Origin of the sequence: Amycolatopsis roodepoortensis, assembly GCF_014873915.1 — a bacterium.
Taxonomy (GTDB): Bacteria; Actinomycetota; Actinomycetes; order Mycobacteriales; family Pseudonocardiaceae; genus Amycolatopsis; species Amycolatopsis roodepoortensis.
Genome location: NZ_JADBEJ010000005.1, coordinates 2,929,527 through 2,945,371, shown reverse-complemented (window position 1 = coordinate 2,945,371; position 15,845 = coordinate 2,929,527). Strand labels below are relative to the sequence as shown.

At 67.7% G+C, this 15,845-nt stretch carries 16 protein-coding genes; 4 read left to right on the top strand and 12 right to left on the bottom strand.

Annotation, left to right across the window (positions count from 1 at the left end):
- The first annotated feature begins 4 nt into the window (after positions 1-4).
- Positions 5-640 carry a maleylpyruvate isomerase family mycothiol-dependent enzyme gene (locus H4W30_RS33195; RefSeq protein WP_043832450.1) on the top strand — a complete coding sequence of 212 codons (636 nt, stop codon included), beginning with the start codon at positions 5-7 and terminating at the stop codon, positions 638-640.
- A 157-nt stretch (positions 641-797) separates the two neighbouring features.
- Positions 798-2,060 (top strand): IS256 family transposase, encoded by a 1,263-nt coding sequence (locus H4W30_RS33190; protein WP_043832448.1) that lies wholly within the window; start codon positions 798-800, stop codon positions 2,058-2,060.
- 132 nt (positions 2,061-2,192) lie between these two features.
- Here the strand turns inward: H4W30_RS33190 and H4W30_RS33185 are convergent, their stop codons facing one another.
- Genes H4W30_RS33185 through H4W30_RS33170 form a run of 4 tightly spaced genes read right to left on the bottom strand, consistent with a single transcriptional unit; the run spans position 2,193 to position 7,229 of the window.
- On the bottom strand, positions 2,193-3,410 hold the full coding sequence (locus tag H4W30_RS33185) for a trans-sulfuration enzyme family protein (RefSeq protein ID WP_206078093.1): 1,218 nt from the start codon (positions 3,408-3,410) through the stop codon (positions 2,193-2,195).
- Positions 3,410-4,573 (bottom strand): cysteine desulfurase family protein, encoded by a 1,164-nt coding sequence (locus tag H4W30_RS33180; protein WP_112271387.1) that lies wholly within the window; start codon positions 4,571-4,573, stop codon positions 3,410-3,412. The genes H4W30_RS33185 and H4W30_RS33180 overlap by 1 nt, the downstream gene beginning before the upstream one ends.
- Positions 4,570-5,874 carry an MFS transporter gene (locus H4W30_RS33175; protein ID WP_112271384.1) on the bottom strand — a complete coding sequence of 435 codons (1,305 nt, stop codon included), beginning with the start codon at positions 5,872-5,874 and terminating at the stop codon, positions 4,570-4,572. The genes H4W30_RS33180 and H4W30_RS33175 overlap by 4 nt, the downstream gene beginning before the upstream one ends.
- Positions 5,871-7,229 (bottom strand): MBL fold metallo-hydrolase, encoded by a 1,359-nt coding sequence (locus H4W30_RS33170; RefSeq protein ID WP_192746186.1) that lies wholly within the window; start codon positions 7,227-7,229, stop codon positions 5,871-5,873. Before H4W30_RS33170 ends, H4W30_RS33175 begins: the two co-directional genes overlap by 4 nt.
- Positions 7,230-7,311: 82 nt before the next feature.
- On the opposite strand from H4W30_RS33170, the gene H4W30_RS33165 reads away from it, so the two are divergent.
- On the top strand, positions 7,312-7,965 hold the full coding sequence (locus H4W30_RS33165; RefSeq protein WP_112271380.1) for an ArsR/SmtB family transcription factor: 654 nt from the start codon (positions 7,312-7,314) through the stop codon (positions 7,963-7,965).
- Between the two features lie 291 nt (positions 7,966-8,256).
- On the opposite strand, the gene H4W30_RS33160 is transcribed toward H4W30_RS33165, so the two are convergent.
- From H4W30_RS33160 to H4W30_RS33150, 3 genes are read right to left on the bottom strand one after another with little or no spacing between them, the layout of a single operon-like run.
- Entirely contained in the window at positions 8,257-8,895 is a 639-nt protein-coding gene (locus tag H4W30_RS33160) for a class I SAM-dependent methyltransferase (RefSeq protein ID WP_112271378.1), read from the bottom strand.
- The gene (locus tag H4W30_RS33155) at positions 8,888-9,619 is read right to left on the bottom strand and encodes a TetR/AcrR family transcriptional regulator (protein ID WP_112271376.1); all 732 of its coding nucleotides are present in this window, start codon (positions 9,617-9,619) and stop codon (positions 8,888-8,890) included. Before H4W30_RS33155 ends, H4W30_RS33160 begins: the two co-directional genes overlap by 8 nt.
- A 46-nt stretch (positions 9,620-9,665) precedes the next feature.
- On the bottom strand, positions 9,666-10,841 hold the full coding sequence (locus tag H4W30_RS33150) for a cytochrome P450 (RefSeq protein ID WP_112272040.1): 1,176 nt from the start codon (positions 10,839-10,841) through the stop codon (positions 9,666-9,668).
- An 89-nt stretch (positions 10,842-10,930) separates the two neighbouring features.
- On the opposite strand from H4W30_RS33150, the gene H4W30_RS33145 reads away from it, so the two are divergent.
- Positions 10,931-11,539 (top strand): TetR/AcrR family transcriptional regulator, encoded by a 609-nt coding sequence (locus H4W30_RS33145; RefSeq protein ID WP_112271374.1) that lies wholly within the window; start codon positions 10,931-10,933, stop codon positions 11,537-11,539.
- Between the two features lie 94 nt (positions 11,540-11,633).
- Here the strand turns inward: H4W30_RS33145 and H4W30_RS33140 are convergent, their stop codons facing one another.
- From H4W30_RS33140 to H4W30_RS33120, 5 genes are all read right to left on the bottom strand, one after another.
- The gene (locus H4W30_RS33140) at positions 11,634-12,401 is read right to left on the bottom strand and encodes a hypothetical protein (RefSeq protein ID WP_112271372.1); all 768 of its coding nucleotides are present in this window, start codon (positions 12,399-12,401) and stop codon (positions 11,634-11,636) included.
- On the bottom strand, positions 12,398-13,291 hold the full coding sequence (locus H4W30_RS33135) for a hypothetical protein (RefSeq protein WP_112271370.1): 894 nt from the start codon (positions 13,289-13,291) through the stop codon (positions 12,398-12,400). Before H4W30_RS33135 ends, H4W30_RS33140 begins: the two co-directional genes overlap by 4 nt.
- A gap of 431 nt (positions 13,292-13,722) precedes the next feature.
- Entirely contained in the window at positions 13,723-14,664 is a 942-nt protein-coding gene (locus H4W30_RS33130) for a hypothetical protein (RefSeq protein WP_137097494.1), read from the bottom strand.
- 267 nt (positions 14,665-14,931) lie between these two features.
- The gene (locus H4W30_RS33125) at positions 14,932-15,240 is read right to left on the bottom strand and encodes a hypothetical protein (protein ID WP_075848209.1); all 309 of its coding nucleotides are present in this window, start codon (positions 15,238-15,240) and stop codon (positions 14,932-14,934) included.
- A 12-nt stretch (positions 15,241-15,252) separates the two neighbouring features.
- Positions 15,253-15,567, bottom strand: coding sequence for a hypothetical protein (locus H4W30_RS33120; RefSeq protein WP_112271366.1), 315 nt, complete (start codon positions 15,565-15,567; stop codon positions 15,253-15,255).
- Positions 15,568-15,845 lie beyond the last annotated feature (278 nt).

Here is a 15,845-nt window from a genome sequence, read left to right as displayed (position 1 = left end):
CCGCATGAACCTTATGGACATGGCCCAAGCTGAACGCCGGGACCTCGCCACGTTTCTGGCGACGCTGACACCCGAGCAATGGCAAGCGCCCACGCTGTGCACGGGATGGTCCGTCAAGGACGTGGTCGCGCACATGCTCAGCTATGAAGAGCTCACCACGTTCGGGTTGATCAAGCGGTTCGCCAAGGGCCGATTCTTCCGAGCCAACGAAATCGGCCTCGACGAATACCGCCCTCTGGGCCCCGAACAGCTCCTCGACCTGTTGAACCACCACCTGCGGCCCCGTGGCCTGACCGCGGGCTTCGGCGGCCTGATCGCACTGGTCGACGGGACCATCCACCACCAGGACATCCGCCGCCCACTCGGCATACCCCGCGACATCCCACCCGAACGCCTACAACGAGTCCTCGACTCTGTACCGACCAATCCCCGACTCGGCGCCCGCCGACGCATCCGCGGCTTGCGGCTGCGGGCCACCGACCTCGACTGGTCCACCGGACAAGGTCCCGAAGTTATCGGTACCGGCGAAGCACTGCTCATGGCCATGGCAGGCCGCCGCGGCGTGACACCGGAACTCACCGGCCCTGGCCAATCCACACTCGCAGCCCGCATCGACCGGACCACAGCCCACACCACATGACCAACAGCCGCACCGGAGCCAGTCGGCAAGCTGACAGTCCTCCCCGGTGGGACTGTGTCGTGAGCGGTGTTTCTGGCCCGACACGCCGGGGTGAAATCCGGCGGGATGGGTACGGACAGTGATGGCATCCGATGCTGTGAGCGCGGATCAGAGGAAGATGAGGAAGTCGGAGCGGGAGCGGTCGGCCGAGCAGGCTGCCGCGGCGGCGATGGTGGCGCAGGCGCGGGAACGTGGCCTGTCGCTCACTGGACCGGACGGGCTGTTGAAGCTGTTCACCAAGAACGTTCTGGAAGCGGCGCTGAACGAGGAGATGACCGAGCATCTCGGGCACGCGAAGAATCGTGCCGATTCGAATCGTGATTCGTCGAATGTGCGGAATGGGGCCCGGGGGAAGACGGTGGTTTCGGACGCGGCTGGAGAGGTGAACATCGTGGTTCCCCGGGATCGGGAATCGACTTTCGAGCCGAAGATCGTGAAGAAACGTCAGCGTCGACTGACTGACGTGGACGAGATCGTGTTGTCGTTGTATGCGAAGGGGTTGACCACGGGCGAAATTTCGGCGCATTTCGCCGAGATTTACGGCGCGTCGGTGTCGAAGGAGACGGTGTCTCGGATTACCGACAAGGTGATCGAGGAGATGCAGGACTGGGCAAGCCGTCCACTGGAGCCGGTCTACGCCGCGGTGTTCGTGGACGCGATCGTGGTCAAGGTGCGGGACGGCCAGGTCGCCAACCGGCCGTTCTACGCCGCGATCGGCGTCACCACCGACGGCCGCAAGGACGTGCTCGGATTGTGGGCCGGTACCGGCGGCGAGGGCGCCAAGTTCTGGATGAGTGTGCTGGTGGATCTCAAGAACCGCGGCGTTAAGGACGTGTTCTTCCTGGTTTGTGACGGCCTCAAGGGGTTACCGGAGGTGGTGGAGCAGGTGTGGCCACAAACGATCGTCCAGACGTGCGTTCTGCATTTAATTCGTAATTCGTTTCGGCTGACTTCCCGGAAATACACGGACGCGTTGAAACGCGACCTGAAAGAAATCTACACGGCACCCAACGCCGACGCCGCCGCAACGGCACTGGACGAACTGGACGAGAAATGGTCGAAGAAATACCCAGCCATGGTTCGACTCTGGCGTAACGCCTGGACCGAATTCGTTCCTTTTCTGGACTACGATATCGAGATCAGGAGGATGATCTGCTCGACGAACGCGATCGAGTCGTTGAACGCACGCTACCGGCGCGCGATCCGGGCACGTGGGCACTTCACCACCGAGCAAGCGGCGATGAAGTGCTTGTATCTTGTGACCCGCAGCCTCGACCCCACAGGGACCGGGGCGGCACGATGGATGATGCGTTGGAAGCCAGTGATCAACGCGTTCTCCATCACCTTCGGTGACCGCTGGCCGGTGACCGAGACCTACTAATCGACACCGCCGGAAACACCGTTCGCGTTACGGACCCTCCCCGGTGGCATCTCAGGTGATGGGCCGATAACAGGACGCATGATGGCCACAGGGCTTGTGCCGGTGGCGGTCATCTCTGCTGAACTCGGGCGATCAGACGGTTCCGGTCGAGAGCGTCAGAGCTTGGTCCAGGTCCGCGATGAGGTCGTCGGCGTCTTCGAGCCCGATGGAGAGGCGGACCATGCTGTCGGCGATGCCGCGGCGGGCTCGATCGGCGGGATCGAGGCCGTGGTGGGTGGTGGTAATGGGTTGCGTAACAAGGCTTTCCGCGCCGCCGAGGCTGGCGGCGATGCTGAACACACGGAGCCGGTCGACCACGGCCGCGGTGGCGTTGGCGTCGCCGTCGACGAGGAAGCTGAGCATGCCGCCGTGGCCGCGCATCTGGGTTTTGACGATGGTGGCTTGATCGCCGGTGGCCAAGCCGGGGTAGTTGACCTTGGTCACGCGGGGATGCTCGGCCAGGTATTCGGCGACGGCGGTGGCGGCGGTGTTCTGGGCACGGACCCGAACGACGAGGGTGCGGATGCTGCGGGCGAGCAGGGATGCGATCTCGGGGGCGATGACTTGGCCGAGGTTCTTGCGCCACGCGGCGATCGGGGCGAGCAGTTCGGCGGGGCCGGCGACGGCTCCGGCGGTGAGGTCGCTGTGCCCGCCGAGGTATTTGGTCGCGGAGTGGAGGACCAGGTCGGCGCCGTGGTGCAGCGGGTTCTGGTTGACCGGGGTGGCGAAGGTGTTGTCCACCACGACCAGGGCACCGACTTTGTGTGCCTGGGCGGTGATCGCGGCGATGTCGAAGATGTCGAGGTTGGGGTTGGACGGGGTTTCGAAGAACACGATCCGGGTGCGGTCGGTGAGCACGTCCGGCAACTGGTCGGCTTCACCGGCGGTGAGGAAGGTGGTCTCGATTCCGAGCCGGGGCAGGTTCTCGCCGAGTAGTTCGAAAGTGCCGCCGTAGACGTCGCCCAGGCACACGATGTGCTCGCCGGTCTTGATGTGGGACAGGAAGGTCGCGGCTTCGGCGGCCATGCCGGATCCGAACGCGAGCGCGGTCTCGGCGTCTTCGAGGTCGGCGAGTTTGCGTTCCAGGGAGCGGATGGTGGGGTTGAGGCCGTAGCGGGTGTAGAGGTTGCCCTCGCGTCGGCCCTCAACGACGTCGAGCAGGTCGGCGGTGGAGTCGAAAGCGAACGTGGAGTGCCCGTAGAGCGGTGGGTGGATGGCGCCTTGCGGGTCGCGGACGTCTCCGGCGTGCACGCACCGGGTGGACAAGCCGGGTCGCTGTTCGGGCGTGGTGTTCACCTTCGGGTCGCTCATCAATCCCTGCTTCCTGTCGTGGTTGTGATCAGGTCGATGGCTCGGTCGATGTCGGCGGAGGTGCTCCAGCGACCGAGGGACAGCCGCAACGCGGACAGGCTCCGTTCGGCGTCCAGGCCCATCGCGGTCAATACAGGTGAGGGCTGGTGGTTACCGGCGTGGCACGCGGAGCCGGTCGACGCGGCGATCCCCTGTGTCGCGGCGAGCAGGCTGTGCCCGGTCACCCCGCAGATGCTGATGTTGAGCGTGTTCGGTAGCCGCGCTGCCACGGGTCCGTTGAGCTGCACCCGGCCGGGCAGTTGCGCGGCGAGCTGGTCGTGGAGCCGGTCGCGCAGGGTCTGGATGCGCTCGTGGCCTCCTGCCGCGAGGTCGGCGGCGGCCAGGTCGGCGGCGGCGCCCAGCGCGACGGCGAGTGCGACGTTCTCGGTGCCCGCGCGCAGGCCGTGTTCCTGTCCGCCGCCGTACACCAAGGGTTCCAGTGCCAGGCCGGGTCGCATGTAGAGGGCGGCGATGCCTTTGGGGGCATACATTTTGTGCCCGACCACGGTGAGCAGGTCAACATCGAGGGCGGTCACGTCGAGCGGTACCTTGCCGACGGTTTGGGCGGCGTCGCAGTGGAACACCGCGCCGTGATCGTGGGTGATGCGGGCCAGTTCGTCGATCGGTTGCAGGGCACCGGTTTCGTTGTTGGCGGCCATGATGGACACCAGGACGGTGCGGTCAGTGAACGCGGCGGCCAGCGCGGCCGGGTCGACGCGCCCGTCGGTGTCGACGGGCAGGTAGGTCACCTCGGCGCCGTGCCAGCGTTGCAGCGCTTGGCACGCTTGCAGGACGGCGGGGTGTTCGGTGGTTTGGGTGATCACGTGCGGCCGGTCGGATCCGGCGGCCAGGACCACGCCGCGCAGGGCGAGATTGTCGGCCTCGGAGCCGGAGCCGGTGAACACGATTCGTCCGCCTGGCGCGCCGATCAGGACGGCGACCTGCTCGCGGGCGTGCTCCAGTGCCGCGCGGGGCGCGGTGCCGTAGTGGTGGTCGCTGGAGGGGTTGCCGAATCCGCCGGTCAGGTACGGCAGCACCGCCTCGACGACTGCGGGATCGACGGGCGTGGTGGCGTTGTAGTCGAGGTAGATCGGGCCCTCGGCGAGTTCACTAGGGATGGTCACGGCGCGTCTTTCTCCTGTAGTGGAACGGATTCGGCGCGCTGGTCGCGCGGGTGTGTCTCGTACATGCGTGCCGCGACGATCAGACCGGAGGCGGCGGTGATCGCGGCGACCACCCACACGGCGGCGCGGATGCCCCAGAGGTCAGCGACGATCCCGGAGAGCAGGGCGCCGACGGCGAACCCGCCGTCGCGCCAGAGCCGGTAGACCCCGACCGCGCGGGCCCGCCACGCGGGGTGGGCCACGTCACCGATGGTGGCCAGCAGCGTCGGGTAGACCATCGCGGTTCCCGCGCCCAGCAGCACCGCGGCCACCGCCCAGAGGGTGAACGTGTCGGCCAGTGCGATGAGGACGAGTGCGGCGGCTTGGACGAGCATTCCGGTGGTGATGAGGTGTTTGCGGCCCCACCGGTCCGACAGCGGACCGGTGACAAGTTGTCCCAGGCCCCACACGGCCGGGTAGAGCGCGGCGAGGATCCCGATCCGGGCGACCGACAGCCCGGCCGCGGTGAACAGGATCGGGAACAGTCCCCATGCGAGGCCGTCGTTAAGGTTGTTGACCATCCCGGCCTGGCTGGCTGCGGACAGGGCGGGTTCGCGCACGCTGGTGTGGGCGAAGACCTGCCTGTTGGTCAATTCGGAGTGCAGGTGGTCGTGGCGGCCGTCGGCGCGGGTGGTGTGCTGGGCGGCTTCCACGCGGGCGTGCTCGCGGGTCTCGCGGACCACTAGCACGGACAGCCCGAGGCCGAGCGCAACGTAGGACAGGCCGAGTAGGAACGGCGCGGGCCGCAGCCCGTAGCGTGCGGCGAGGTAGCCGGTGGCCACGGCGGTGACCGCGACCGCGAGGTAGCCGGCGGCCTCGTTCAGGCCCATCGCCAGGCCGCGGCGGGATGGGCCCGCAAGGTCGATCTTCATGATCACGGTGGTGGACCAGGTAAGGCCCTGGTTGATCCCGAGCAGGATGTTGGCGGCCACGACCCAGCCCCACGACGGCGCCCAGATCAGCATCAGCGGCACCGGGATCGCGATCAGCCATCCGGCTACGAGCACGGGTTTACGGCCGAACCGGTCCGACCACGTGCCCGCGAAGTAGTTGGTGGCGGCTTTGGTGGCGCCGAAGGCCAGCACGTAGGTCAGCAGGAACGTGTAGCCGGTCAGGTGAAAGGTCTGCTCGGCCAGCGGGGACAGCACGGTGCGTTCCTGCCCGAGCACACCACCGACCAATGCGTTGACGGCGACGAGCAGGCTGAACTGGGCGAGGTTGGCGCGGATCCCCAGCCGCGGTTTTCCGATGGCGCGGCTCATGTGCCGGTCTCCAGCTGGTGGCCGGTGACGGTGGCCCAGTCGTCGGGGCCGCCGGTGAGCACGGCGAGGTCGCGGTGGCCGGCGCGTTCGAGCAGGCTGGCCGCGCCCATCGCGCGTTCGCCGTGTCCGCACATCACCACCAGCGGCTCGCCGGGCACGTCCTGGGCGCGGCCGGCGAGCTCGCCCAGTTCGAGGTGCTGGGCGCCGGGCAGGTGTCCGGCGGCGAACTCCGGTTCCTGGCGGATGTCGAGGACCGGCGCGTCGACCTGGTCGGGTCGCACGAGCCTGGTGCTGGTGGTGGGGTGTTCGGCGGCGGTCCAGGCGTCCACGCCGCCGGTGAGGTCTCCGGCGAGGTTGCTGTAGCCGATCTTGGTGGCCTGCCACGCGATCTCCGCCGGGTCCTGATCAGGTCGGCGCACGATGATCAGCGGCTGGTCGTGTGGGGCCAGCCATCCCAGCCAGGACGCGAACACCGGCCGCAGCGGGATGGACACCGCGCCCGGTATGTGGGCGGCGGCGAAGTCGGCGACCGGCCGCACGTCGACCGCCACCGCGCCCTGCGCCAGCAGCGCCCGCACCTCGGCGACGCTGAGCGGCGCGAGGGCCGGTGGCTGGTCGAGCACGGCGGGGCCGCGGCGGTTGATCTCGCCCAAGCGCAGGAAGTACGGCGGGAAGCTGCCCAGCGAGCCGAGCAGCGTGGTGACGAAGGTGTCCTCGTCGGCCGCACGCAGCAGTGGGTTGGTGGCCTTCTCCTGGCCGATGGTGCTGGTGCGTTCGGTGCCGGGCGGGGCGGAGCAGAACGAGCCGGCGCCGTGGGTGGGCCACACCGCTACGTCGTCCGGCAACTCGGCAAGCCGCCGCAGTGAGGCGTACTGGGCGCGGGCCAGCGCCTCGGTCTGCTCCGGGGAGACGAGGTCGGTGCGGGCCGCCGCGCCCGCCAGCAGCGAGCCACCGGTGAACACTCCAACCGGCTTGTCACCATCGAGCAGCAGGAACGACAGGTGCTCGTGGGTGTGGCCCGGTGTGCCCAGTGCCCGCAGCCGCAGCCCGCCGAGGTCGACCTCGTCACCGTCGCGCAGCCCGCTGTGGGTGAACTCGCGGTGTCCGGCGGCCGAGGCGAGTACCTGCGTGCCCTCGGTCGCGGACAGCTGGCGGGCGCCGGAGAGGAAGTCCGCGTGCAGATGGGTGTCGGCGGCGAACGCCACTGTCAGCCCGCGACGTCGGGCGAGGCGCGAGGACTCCCGCAGGTCGAGGCTTACGTCGACCACCATCGCCCGGCCATCGCCGAGGTCGAGCAGGTAGGCGGAATTGCCCAGTCCCTCGTCGACGAGCGGGACGATGTCGACCGTGCTCACCTGGCACCTCCGTGGCTTTGCGGGCGGGTTGGGTTCCCGCACGAGTTCTGTTCTACACTATTCCAAGGATGATTGGAGAACCATGGGTGATCGGGACGCGAAGACGGCGTTGTTCGAGCAGTTCGCCCGCGTGGGGAAGGCCCTGGGCAGCGGCAAACGGCTGGAGTTGCTGGACCTGCTGGCACAGGGCGAGCGCACGGTCGAGTCGCTGGCACGGGCCGCCGAACTCGGGCTGACCACTGCCTCGGCGCACCTGCAGACCCTCAAGCAGGCCAACTTGGTGACGACCCGCCGTGACGGCACCAAGATCTACTACCGGCTCGCCGGGGATGACGTCGCCGCGCTGTACGCGCTCGTCCAGGCCGTGGCCGGCGAGCACCTCGCCGACGTGGAGGCCGCACGCGCTACCTATCTCGGGCCAGAGACCGAGGAGGTCACCCGCGAGGAGTTGCTGCGACGGGTCCGTTCCGGCGGCGCCACCGTGATCGACGTGCGTCCGCACGAGGAATACACCGCCGGGCACATCCCCGGCGCGGTGTCGATTCCGCTGGAGGATCTCGCCGAGCGCTTGGCTGAACTCCCCCTCGATCAGGAGATCGTCGCCTACTGCCGCGGCGCCTACTGCGTGTTCGCCTACGACGCGGTCCGCCTGCTCATCGCCGCCGGTCGCCCGGCTCGCCGGTTGGCCGACGGCATGCTCGAATGGCGCTTGGCCGACCTACCGGTGGCAACTTGACCAAGATTTTCTGGGGCGGTGTCGAATCGGGCGTGTTGTCAGTGGTCTCCTGAGCAAGGAGGTGTTGAGCCGGCTACATCGCGCCATCGCCCTACACGCCACGTGGCCGACTCTGAGGCCGCACCCGAGCTGTCCACATTGGATAGTTCACTGGTCCATTGCTACCGCTATCAGGCCCCGCGCCGAGTCGCTGCGCGAGCTCGGCGACTCCGAGGCCCAGGCCGCCGCGCGCTGGAGCTGACCGCCCCACCCGACCGAGCAAACCCTGTTGCGGCAACGCATTCTCGACAGCTAGCTACCCGCCGTCGCTGGTTTGACGGCCGCGACCCGCTCCACCATGCCGGCTTTGAGTCGTTCCTGTCGTTGAATGACGAACCCGGCCTCCTCGACCAGTGGCAGTGGACGACGGGTTTGGTAGTCGCCCAGCATCCGCACGGTCAGCTTCTCCAGCAACCATTGCCCAGCCCGGATCAGCCGGTGGTGGCTGCCGACGTGGTCGAGCAGCAAGAGCGTCCCGTCGGGACGTAGGACCCGGTGCATCTCGATGATCGCTGCCCGCTCGTCGGGAAAGCCGCACAACCCGAGGGTGCACACCACGGTGTCGAACGAGGCGTCCGGGAACGGCAACGCCTGCGCGTCACCCTCGCGCAGGTCGATCTCGCGACCCAGCTCGGCCGCGCGAGTGCGGGCGATCGCCAGCATGGCGGGGCTGAAGTCGATCCCGGTCAACCGCACCTCGTCCGGATAGAACGCCAGGTTTAGCCCGGTGCCCACCGCCACATCCAGCACCTCGCCGTGGGCCTGCGAGCACACCCACTCCCGGCCGCCGCCGAACTGCACCCGCTCGAAGAACCCGATATCGCGGTCATACCGCAGCGCGTACTTGTCCCACTTCGCCCGCAACAGGTCACCGCTCAGTGCCTTACTCATCGCCTTGTCCCTTCGTCGATACCAGTCCGTGGGTGAGCAGCCCGGCCAGCGTGGCGGCCACGACCTCCGGCGGCGGTAGCTCGCGATCATCGGAATCAACACGGGCGGGATCCCAGTGCAGGTGCACCGCCCACAACACGCAGGTCTCCAAGATCGTCCGCGCCACAACAGGCGCCGGCCCCGGCAGACGCACTGCCCGGCTGGCCGCGCGACGCGTCAGATAGTCGGTCAGCACGGCGACCTGTCCCGCCCGGCCAACCCCGAACCACACCTCACCGAGATCCGGCAACTCCGGCGCGCACCGGTCGACCAGCTTGATACTCACCCGATGCCGCGCCAGCCGCCGATACAGATCGACGATGATCTCGGTGAGCTCGTCGGCGATCGGCACCCGCCGACGCCCGGACACCGCCTTCACCAGCCGCAGCTCGGCAACCTCGCCGCGGAGCCGATCGGCCACCAGCGCCGCCAGCTCACCCGCCACCGGCGTCGGCACCGGCAACTCGGCCAACTCGGGCAGTGGTTCTACATCGTCGGCGTAGCGCATCGCGGCGGCCAGCAACGCGGCCTTGCTCTCCACGTACCCGTACACCGTGCCCTTCGCCACCCCCAACCGGTCCGCGACATCCTGCATCTGCGTGCGTTGGAAACCCTGCGCGATGAACGTCTCGGCCGCCGCCGAAACCAGGCGCGGGAAGAACTCCGCCGACCGAACCCTGGGCATCTCGCAACAATAACTGACCGACCCGGTCAGTCAAGACTAGAATCGGTTACCACTGCACCGGGAGTGCGGCCAGGCCGCCGGTCAGCACGTCGCGCCGCATGGTCAACTCCTCCACGCCGACGGCCAGCCGCAAGGTCGGGAATCGTGCAGCGAGTTGGGAGAACACCACCTGGAGCTCGATGCGGGCCAGCGGTGCGCCGATGCAGTATCGGGCGCCGTGCCCGAAGGTGAGGTGCGCAGCGGACGCACGGGTGATGTCCACACGGTCCGGATCAGCAAAGACGGCCGGGTCGTGGTTGGCCGCCCCGTTGTCCAGCAGCACCAACTCGCCCGCCCGGATGATCACGCCGTCGACCTCCAGGTCGGTCCTGGCGTAGCGGGGAATCCCACCGCCACCCTTGCCGGGCGCCCGCAACATCTCCTCGACGGCGTTCGGCACCAGGGTCGGGTCGTTCACTAAGCTCTGCCACTGGTCGGGGTTGGTCAGCAACGCCAGTGCGCCCAGACCGATCTGGACCACCGTGGTCTCGTGCCCGGCGAACAGCAACGCCATGGACATTCCCGCGGCCTCGACGTCGGACACACCCTCGGTCACGCACAGCCGGGAGATCACATCGTCACCAGGCTCGGCCCGCTTGCGGGCGACCAGCTTCTGGCCGTACGCGAACAGCGCACCCAACCCCTGTTCCGAACGGGCGCGATCACGGATGTTGGCAGCGTCGGCGGTCCAGGCGCGGAACTGATCACGGTCCTCGTAAGGCACGCCGAGCAACTCGCAGATCACCAGGATCGGCAGCGGCACCGCCACCGCGGCGTGCAGATCCGCGACAGGCCCCTGCTCGGCCAACTCGTCCAGCAGTAGCGCGGTCAGGGCCTCGACCCTGGGGCGCAGGGCACGCAGGTGCTTGGGCGAGAAGTGCGGCTGCAACAGCGACCGCATCCGGGCGTGGTCGCTCTTCTCGGTGGCGAAGTTGCCCAGCGGTCCGCCGAACAACGCCGACTCCCCGGTCCGCGCGGCGGTCTCCGGCGCCGGATGGGCGCGGCCCAGCCGGTCGTCGTCCAGCAGCCGCCGCACCTGCGCATGGCCGGTGACCAGCCATGCCTCATCACCCACCGCGGTGCGAACCCGGTGGACCGGGCCCTGGGACTGCAACTCACGCAGCCGGGGCGCCACCCGCAACGGATCTACCTGCTCGAACGGCAACTGAACCGGGGCGCTCATCGCGACCTCCATCATTACACACCACTTGTACAAGACAACTTCAACAACTTACTTGTATAGTCTGCCTTTAACAAGAGGAGGTTGATGCGATGGCAGCCGCCCGACAATCCGCGCAGTCCACGTCGGAAAGCCAGCCCGAGCGTGTCCGGCGTATGCCCCGCGCGCAGCGGCGCGAGCAGATCCTCGACGCGGCCACCCGCGCGTTCGCCCGCACCGGGTTCACCGCCACCGGCCTCGACGACATCGCAGCGGAGGCCGGCGTCACGCACGTGATCCTCTACCGACACTTCGCGTCGAAGAACGACCTGTACCGAGCGGTGCTAGACCGCGCCTGTACCCGGCTCGGGACCTCCGTTGGGATCGAGACCTACGACGAGGGCAGCATTCCCGCGCTGCTGCGCGCCGCCGCAGCCGACCCTGACGGGTTCCGGCTGCTGTTCCGCCATGCGGTCAGGGAGCCGGAGTTCCGCGACGTGATCGACAGGATCCGGTCGGCCTCGACCGAGATCGCCCACCGCCACCTCGCCGACGCGATCCCGGACGGCCCCTGGCAGAACTGGGCAGCACGACTGATCCCCACCCTCACCCTCGAAGCCGTGATCGCCTGGCTCGACACCGGCCAACCCGACCCTGACCACGCCGCCAATCGCATCGGGCAGGCCATCCAGGGCGTGATCCAAGCTGCTCAGACCGGCTGAACACACAGTGGACTGTCCAGCAACTGCCTCACCGCGCGTTCGCGCTCGATCGCGGCACGTTGCCAGACTGCCTATTGATGCGGCTCGACATCACCTATCCCTCGGCATCGGGTGATCGGTTCGAGTCCGGGTGCTCGGAGAGCTGATCGACAACCAGCGTGATCAGCTCTTCCAGGCTCTGAGGGCCGGTTGCCGCGATACTGGCTCTGGCGGTGACCGGTTCGTCCGGGCGCTCGGTGGGCGCGAACAGGGACGGCAGCGGCGGCCATCTCAACGTGGCCAGCAGCATGACGATGTCGGGGTCGCTGGTTGATCCGGGCTCGACGGTTTCGCACCGACGCAAAACCGCGTTCAACTCCGTAACGATGGGCGTCAGTGCCATCCGGTCATGACCTGCGAGCACCTCACCCGTGTCAGAGTCGATCGCGCGGAACGGGGCCGGCTGTTGCGTGAACTCCTCCTCGGCCAGGTCTGCCCACGACTGCGGGATGCGCTGGTCGCGGACAAGGTCGTCGATGCGTTCGTCGAAGTGATCGGCGGAGTCCCGGACCTTCCTGTCCCGGAGGGCCGAGGTTTCGCTGACCATCAACTCTGTCCGCAGTCGATCGGCGCGGAAGCGACGCCAACGGGACTTGAGATCGGCTCCCTCGGCCCTGACGGGCCACAACAGCTTGCTGATGATGGCGGTCGCGGTGAGGAACGACTGGACCGCCGGCCACGCCTCGGCACGCCGCTGCGGATCCCGGCTGAGACTGAGAGCCTGTTGCACCGCGGCCAGGGCATAACTCGCCTGCCGCACGATCTCGGCGACGTAGAACCGCCGGGCTCCCGATGCCCAGCGCAACTCCCAGTCATCGCTCACTCGATCATTGTGTCCCGTCGACGACGTAGGCGTTGGCCATCCGGGCCAGGCGGGAGCGGCCCGTCATGTTGCCCGTCGCTCCCTCGGCGTAGGTCCCGGTAGCGGGTGACGGCGTGTGCGCCCGGAGTCCGTACCCACAGTGGAGCGCCGATGAGGATACGTTCGACGTCTGGGCTGATGCCGCCGTCGCGGTCAAAGGTCCACCGGTCTTTGTCGAGTACGACGTCGCTGTAGATCTGTGCGAACCACTCGGATTCAGTCGCGTGGCCGAGCGTGAAGCCTCGCGTCCAGGGCTTGTCCTCGTGTTCGTCCCAGGTTCCGGTCACGCCCTGCTCGGTCGCGATCTTCAGGGCTTCGACCGCGAGGGACTCCGGGTCGTCCCACTGTGAATTGTTGATCGTTCCTCGGCTCTGGATGTAGAGAGCAATCGTCCGAGCCGCGGAGGACGACCATCCTTCCGGCGGTTGGTCGGAGCCGCCGACGTAGTCGGCGGTGTTCTCCAGGCTGCCGAACAGGCACACGTCGACGCGGGCGCCGGTACTGCTGCGAGTGCTGGTGTGCATCACAACGCCTTGTCGCTTCTCGACACCGCCCGTGAACTGGGCGAAGTCGACACGGCCGACGCCCTTGGCGAACGTCGCCGGCGGCGGAGTGACGAAGTCCTCGACTGCGAGGTCGCCGATCGCCGTTTCGATTCGGCGCGCCATTTCAGCACGGTCTAGCGTGCGCGCCTCCTGCGCGAATTCGAGCCCACCGATCAAGGGAATCGACGCCGTCTTGGCCTTCCAACTCACGCGCCGTTCGAGGGCGATGCCGTTTGCCGACGCGATGTCCCGGATACGGCGATCCGACCAGTACGCGTAACTCCGGATCACACCTAGCTCGCCCATGAGCAGGCCCCTCCTAGCGCCAATTCGTCGAAGCGGTCCCGTCGGGGCCAGCACGTTCGAAGCCTAGCGGTGTCGCGCGTAACGCCAGGTCGAGCGGGTACGACGCCTGTTGGTAGCTGAACGGCGGAGGTGATGGCGTGGGTGGCGAGGAGGACGAGCTCGCGGTTTTGTTGGCAGCGTGGCGTGAGGACATCAACAGCGTTCCGGCGCCGGCCATGCTTGTGTTGGAGCCGCGCTCACGCTCCACGCCGACTTGCTTGTTCTGTCCGCGGTTCCTTCTTCCAGGCGCTCCCACCGGTTCCGGGCGAAGCGCTCGCGTCGCCTGCGCCCTGGTGGCCGTCGCTGCCCTTGGCCTTCTCGTCCTCCACGGCGACGCTGACTGCCAACCCCCACTCGGGCGACCGGCTTCACGGGTTTGGGCCAACGGAGAGTCAGGTGGAGTAACGCTCGGCGAGCCGGTCGAAGAACGCTGCAAGCCGCTGCCCAGTGGCTGGAGTATCGGTGAGCTCGGCACCGCCGAAGCGGTAGACCTCGTAGCCGTGCAGTCGTAGTTCACGGTCCTCGGCCACCATCTCGGCGTACCGACGGGGGTCCGCGTGCCCGTTCTCGTCGGCGTAGTGCTGCTTACCGTCGCACTCGACGACGATACGGATCCGCTGTGGCAGCAGCAGGAGGAAGTCCATGCGCTGACGGGCCAGAGGTGGTGTGCCAGGGGCGTGGTGCGCTCGGGTGTACGGGTCGTAATGCAGGTACACCTGCGGGATCAGCGCCGGGATGCCGTCGCCGAGCCGGACGTACCGGTCGGCGTACGTGCGCAGTATTCGTCGCTCCGCGTGGTTGTCACCAAGCGAGCGGTCCAGCCGTCGGTACAAGTCGAGCGAGATCTCACGGGCCGGTGCTTCGGTCAGTCCCGCGCGGTCGGCCCACCAGCTGGTCAGTTCGGCCCAGGTGAGGCCATGTGCGCCCAGCGGCCGGTCGTAAACGAGACAGAACTGCTCGTTCTTGACTACGAGGACGTCGTTGTTCAGGGCGTCGCTGAACACGATCTCCGGCTTGGGGCCGTCGGCCGCGAAGATCAGGTTCTTCAGTTCGCCGGCTACGCCGTGCGTACCGGATGCGTCGAGCAACGGCTGTAGGTGCTCGGCGTCGTACTCGGCCGCGACGCGGTGGGCGAGGTTGGTCAAGTCCGTCAAAGACATGCCCTGTAGCCGGCCCTCGACGTAGCTGCGCTTGCTGTTGAACGGCTCGGGGCTGCCCTCGCGGGCGGGTTTCATGCCGAGCGCGTCACAGGCCCCTTCCAGGTGGTGGGCCTTGACGCACTCCCAGAGCGTTTCGGCGATGGCCGAGCGCAGCCTCATCGGCGTGACGGTCATGCCGCTCCACCGCGTGCGTCAAACCTGGTCGCGCCCACCTGAGCACGTCGGGTTCGCTGGTTGACCATCACATCACGGTAGCGCGGTGGGTCGGCGGTAGATCTCTGAGCAGCGCAGTGTCCGACGCGCGTTCACAGCCACCGAGCGACGCGGCCGCCTCCTCCTCCGCCGCGCGGCCGTCCTCCACCCGCACGCCCAGATCGACTCGATCACCGCGGTACCCGCGTGCTCGTCGTCGACCGCCCTGCGTTCTGCCAGCTGGGAACTTCACTCGCGCTTTCGCAACACGTTGAAGGGCACGAATTGGTCGACCAGGTGCAGCTTGTCGCGACGGCCGTCGGCGTAGCCGATCTCGTAGTTGACGATCCCGTACCAGTCGCCCTCGATACTGGGGAAACGGCCGTGAAGCCGTCCGGGGACCACGCCCGTCAAGTCCAGGCCGGTCTCGATGACGTGCCGCGGTGCGTCGGCTGGCCGGGGGAAGAGGATGTCCAGGTTGACCCATACCGAGGTGAGCACTGGTCTGCGTCCGTGGAGGTCGTCGCCTTCCCACTGAGTGAACGGGCTGTTGATCACGGCATCATCGGCCTACCTCGTGCCGGCCACCGTTCGCACGCGGCGCAGAATCAGATCGCCATACGGCTCGTCGTCCAGCTCGGCGCGGTCCGGGCTGGGGCCGCTGCTGGACAGGCGCCAGGTCGCGTCGGCTCCGGGTGTCGCCGCACAAACAGGGCAGTCGATGCGGACTTCGTCCTCGACCGCTATCGCCCTGCTGACGCCTGGGATGACGAGGTGCCGGCCACCTTTGCAGGTGGCTGGAAGGACGGCGATCGTCGTGCCGGTGTGGTCGACCCGGTAGCGCAGCGCGCCGTCCGGTGAGGCGGGTGGAGGCGACGAACTCATGTCGAGAAAACTACCACCGCGCTCGCACATATGTTCGACTGTGGTGGGATCCGGCGAGTCACGTATCGGCTGGTGATGGGATGCCACTCGGCCGGGTGAACCGTGCCGCCGCTGAAGTCGTGCTCACACGTGGTGCCGCCTCACGGACGCCTCACCAGCGCCTCCTTGCCGCTCTGGTTCAGATCTTGATATCGCCGGTCTAATCGCCCACACGAATCGACCCGGCCGGTGCGGCTGGTGCGGATGAACCGCAGGTCACGGCTACCGGGTCGACCAGG

What these genes read in the sequence shown, in the direction of transcription:
- H4W30_RS33165 (WP_112271380.1), top strand. Translation starts at nt 7,312, where the DNA reads ATGGGTGATCGGGACGCGAAGACGGCGTTGTTCGAGCAGTTCGCCCGC.
- H4W30_RS33155 (WP_112271376.1), bottom strand. Translation starts at nt 9,619, where the DNA reads ATGCCCAGGGTTCGGTCGGCGGAGTTCTTCCCGCGCCTGGTTTCGGCG.
- H4W30_RS33130 (WP_137097494.1), bottom strand. Translation starts at nt 14,664, where the DNA reads ATGACCGTCACGCCGATGAGGCTGCGCTCGGCCATCGCCGAAACGCTC.
- H4W30_RS33120 (WP_112271366.1), bottom strand. Translation starts at nt 15,567, where the DNA reads ATGAGTTCGTCGCCTCCACCCGCCTCACCGGACGGCGCGCTGCGCTAC.
- H4W30_RS33135 (WP_112271370.1), bottom strand. Translation starts at nt 13,291, where the DNA reads ATGGGCGAGCTAGGTGTGATCCGGAGTTACGCGTACTGGTCGGATCGC.
- H4W30_RS33195 (WP_043832450.1), top strand. Translation starts at nt 5, where the DNA reads ATGAACCTTATGGACATGGCCCAAGCTGAACGCCGGGACCTCGCCACG.
- H4W30_RS33160 (WP_112271378.1), bottom strand. Translation starts at nt 8,895, where the DNA reads ATGAGTAAGGCACTGAGCGGTGACCTGTTGCGGGCGAAGTGGGACAAG.
- H4W30_RS33185 (WP_206078093.1), bottom strand. Translation starts at nt 3,410, where the DNA reads ATGAGCGACCCGAAGGTGAACACCACGCCCGAACAGCGACCCGGCTTG.
- H4W30_RS33150 (WP_112272040.1), bottom strand. Translation starts at nt 10,841, where the DNA reads ATGAGCGCCCCGGTTCAGTTGCCGTTCGAGCAGGTAGATCCGTTGCGG.
- H4W30_RS33145 (WP_112271374.1), top strand. Translation starts at nt 10,931, where the DNA reads ATGGCAGCCGCCCGACAATCCGCGCAGTCCACGTCGGAAAGCCAGCCC.
- H4W30_RS33175 (WP_112271384.1), bottom strand. Translation starts at nt 5,874, where the DNA reads ATGAGCCGCGCCATCGGAAAACCGCGGCTGGGGATCCGCGCCAACCTC.
- H4W30_RS33190 (WP_043832448.1), top strand. Translation starts at nt 798, where the DNA reads ATGAGGAAGTCGGAGCGGGAGCGGTCGGCCGAGCAGGCTGCCGCGGCG.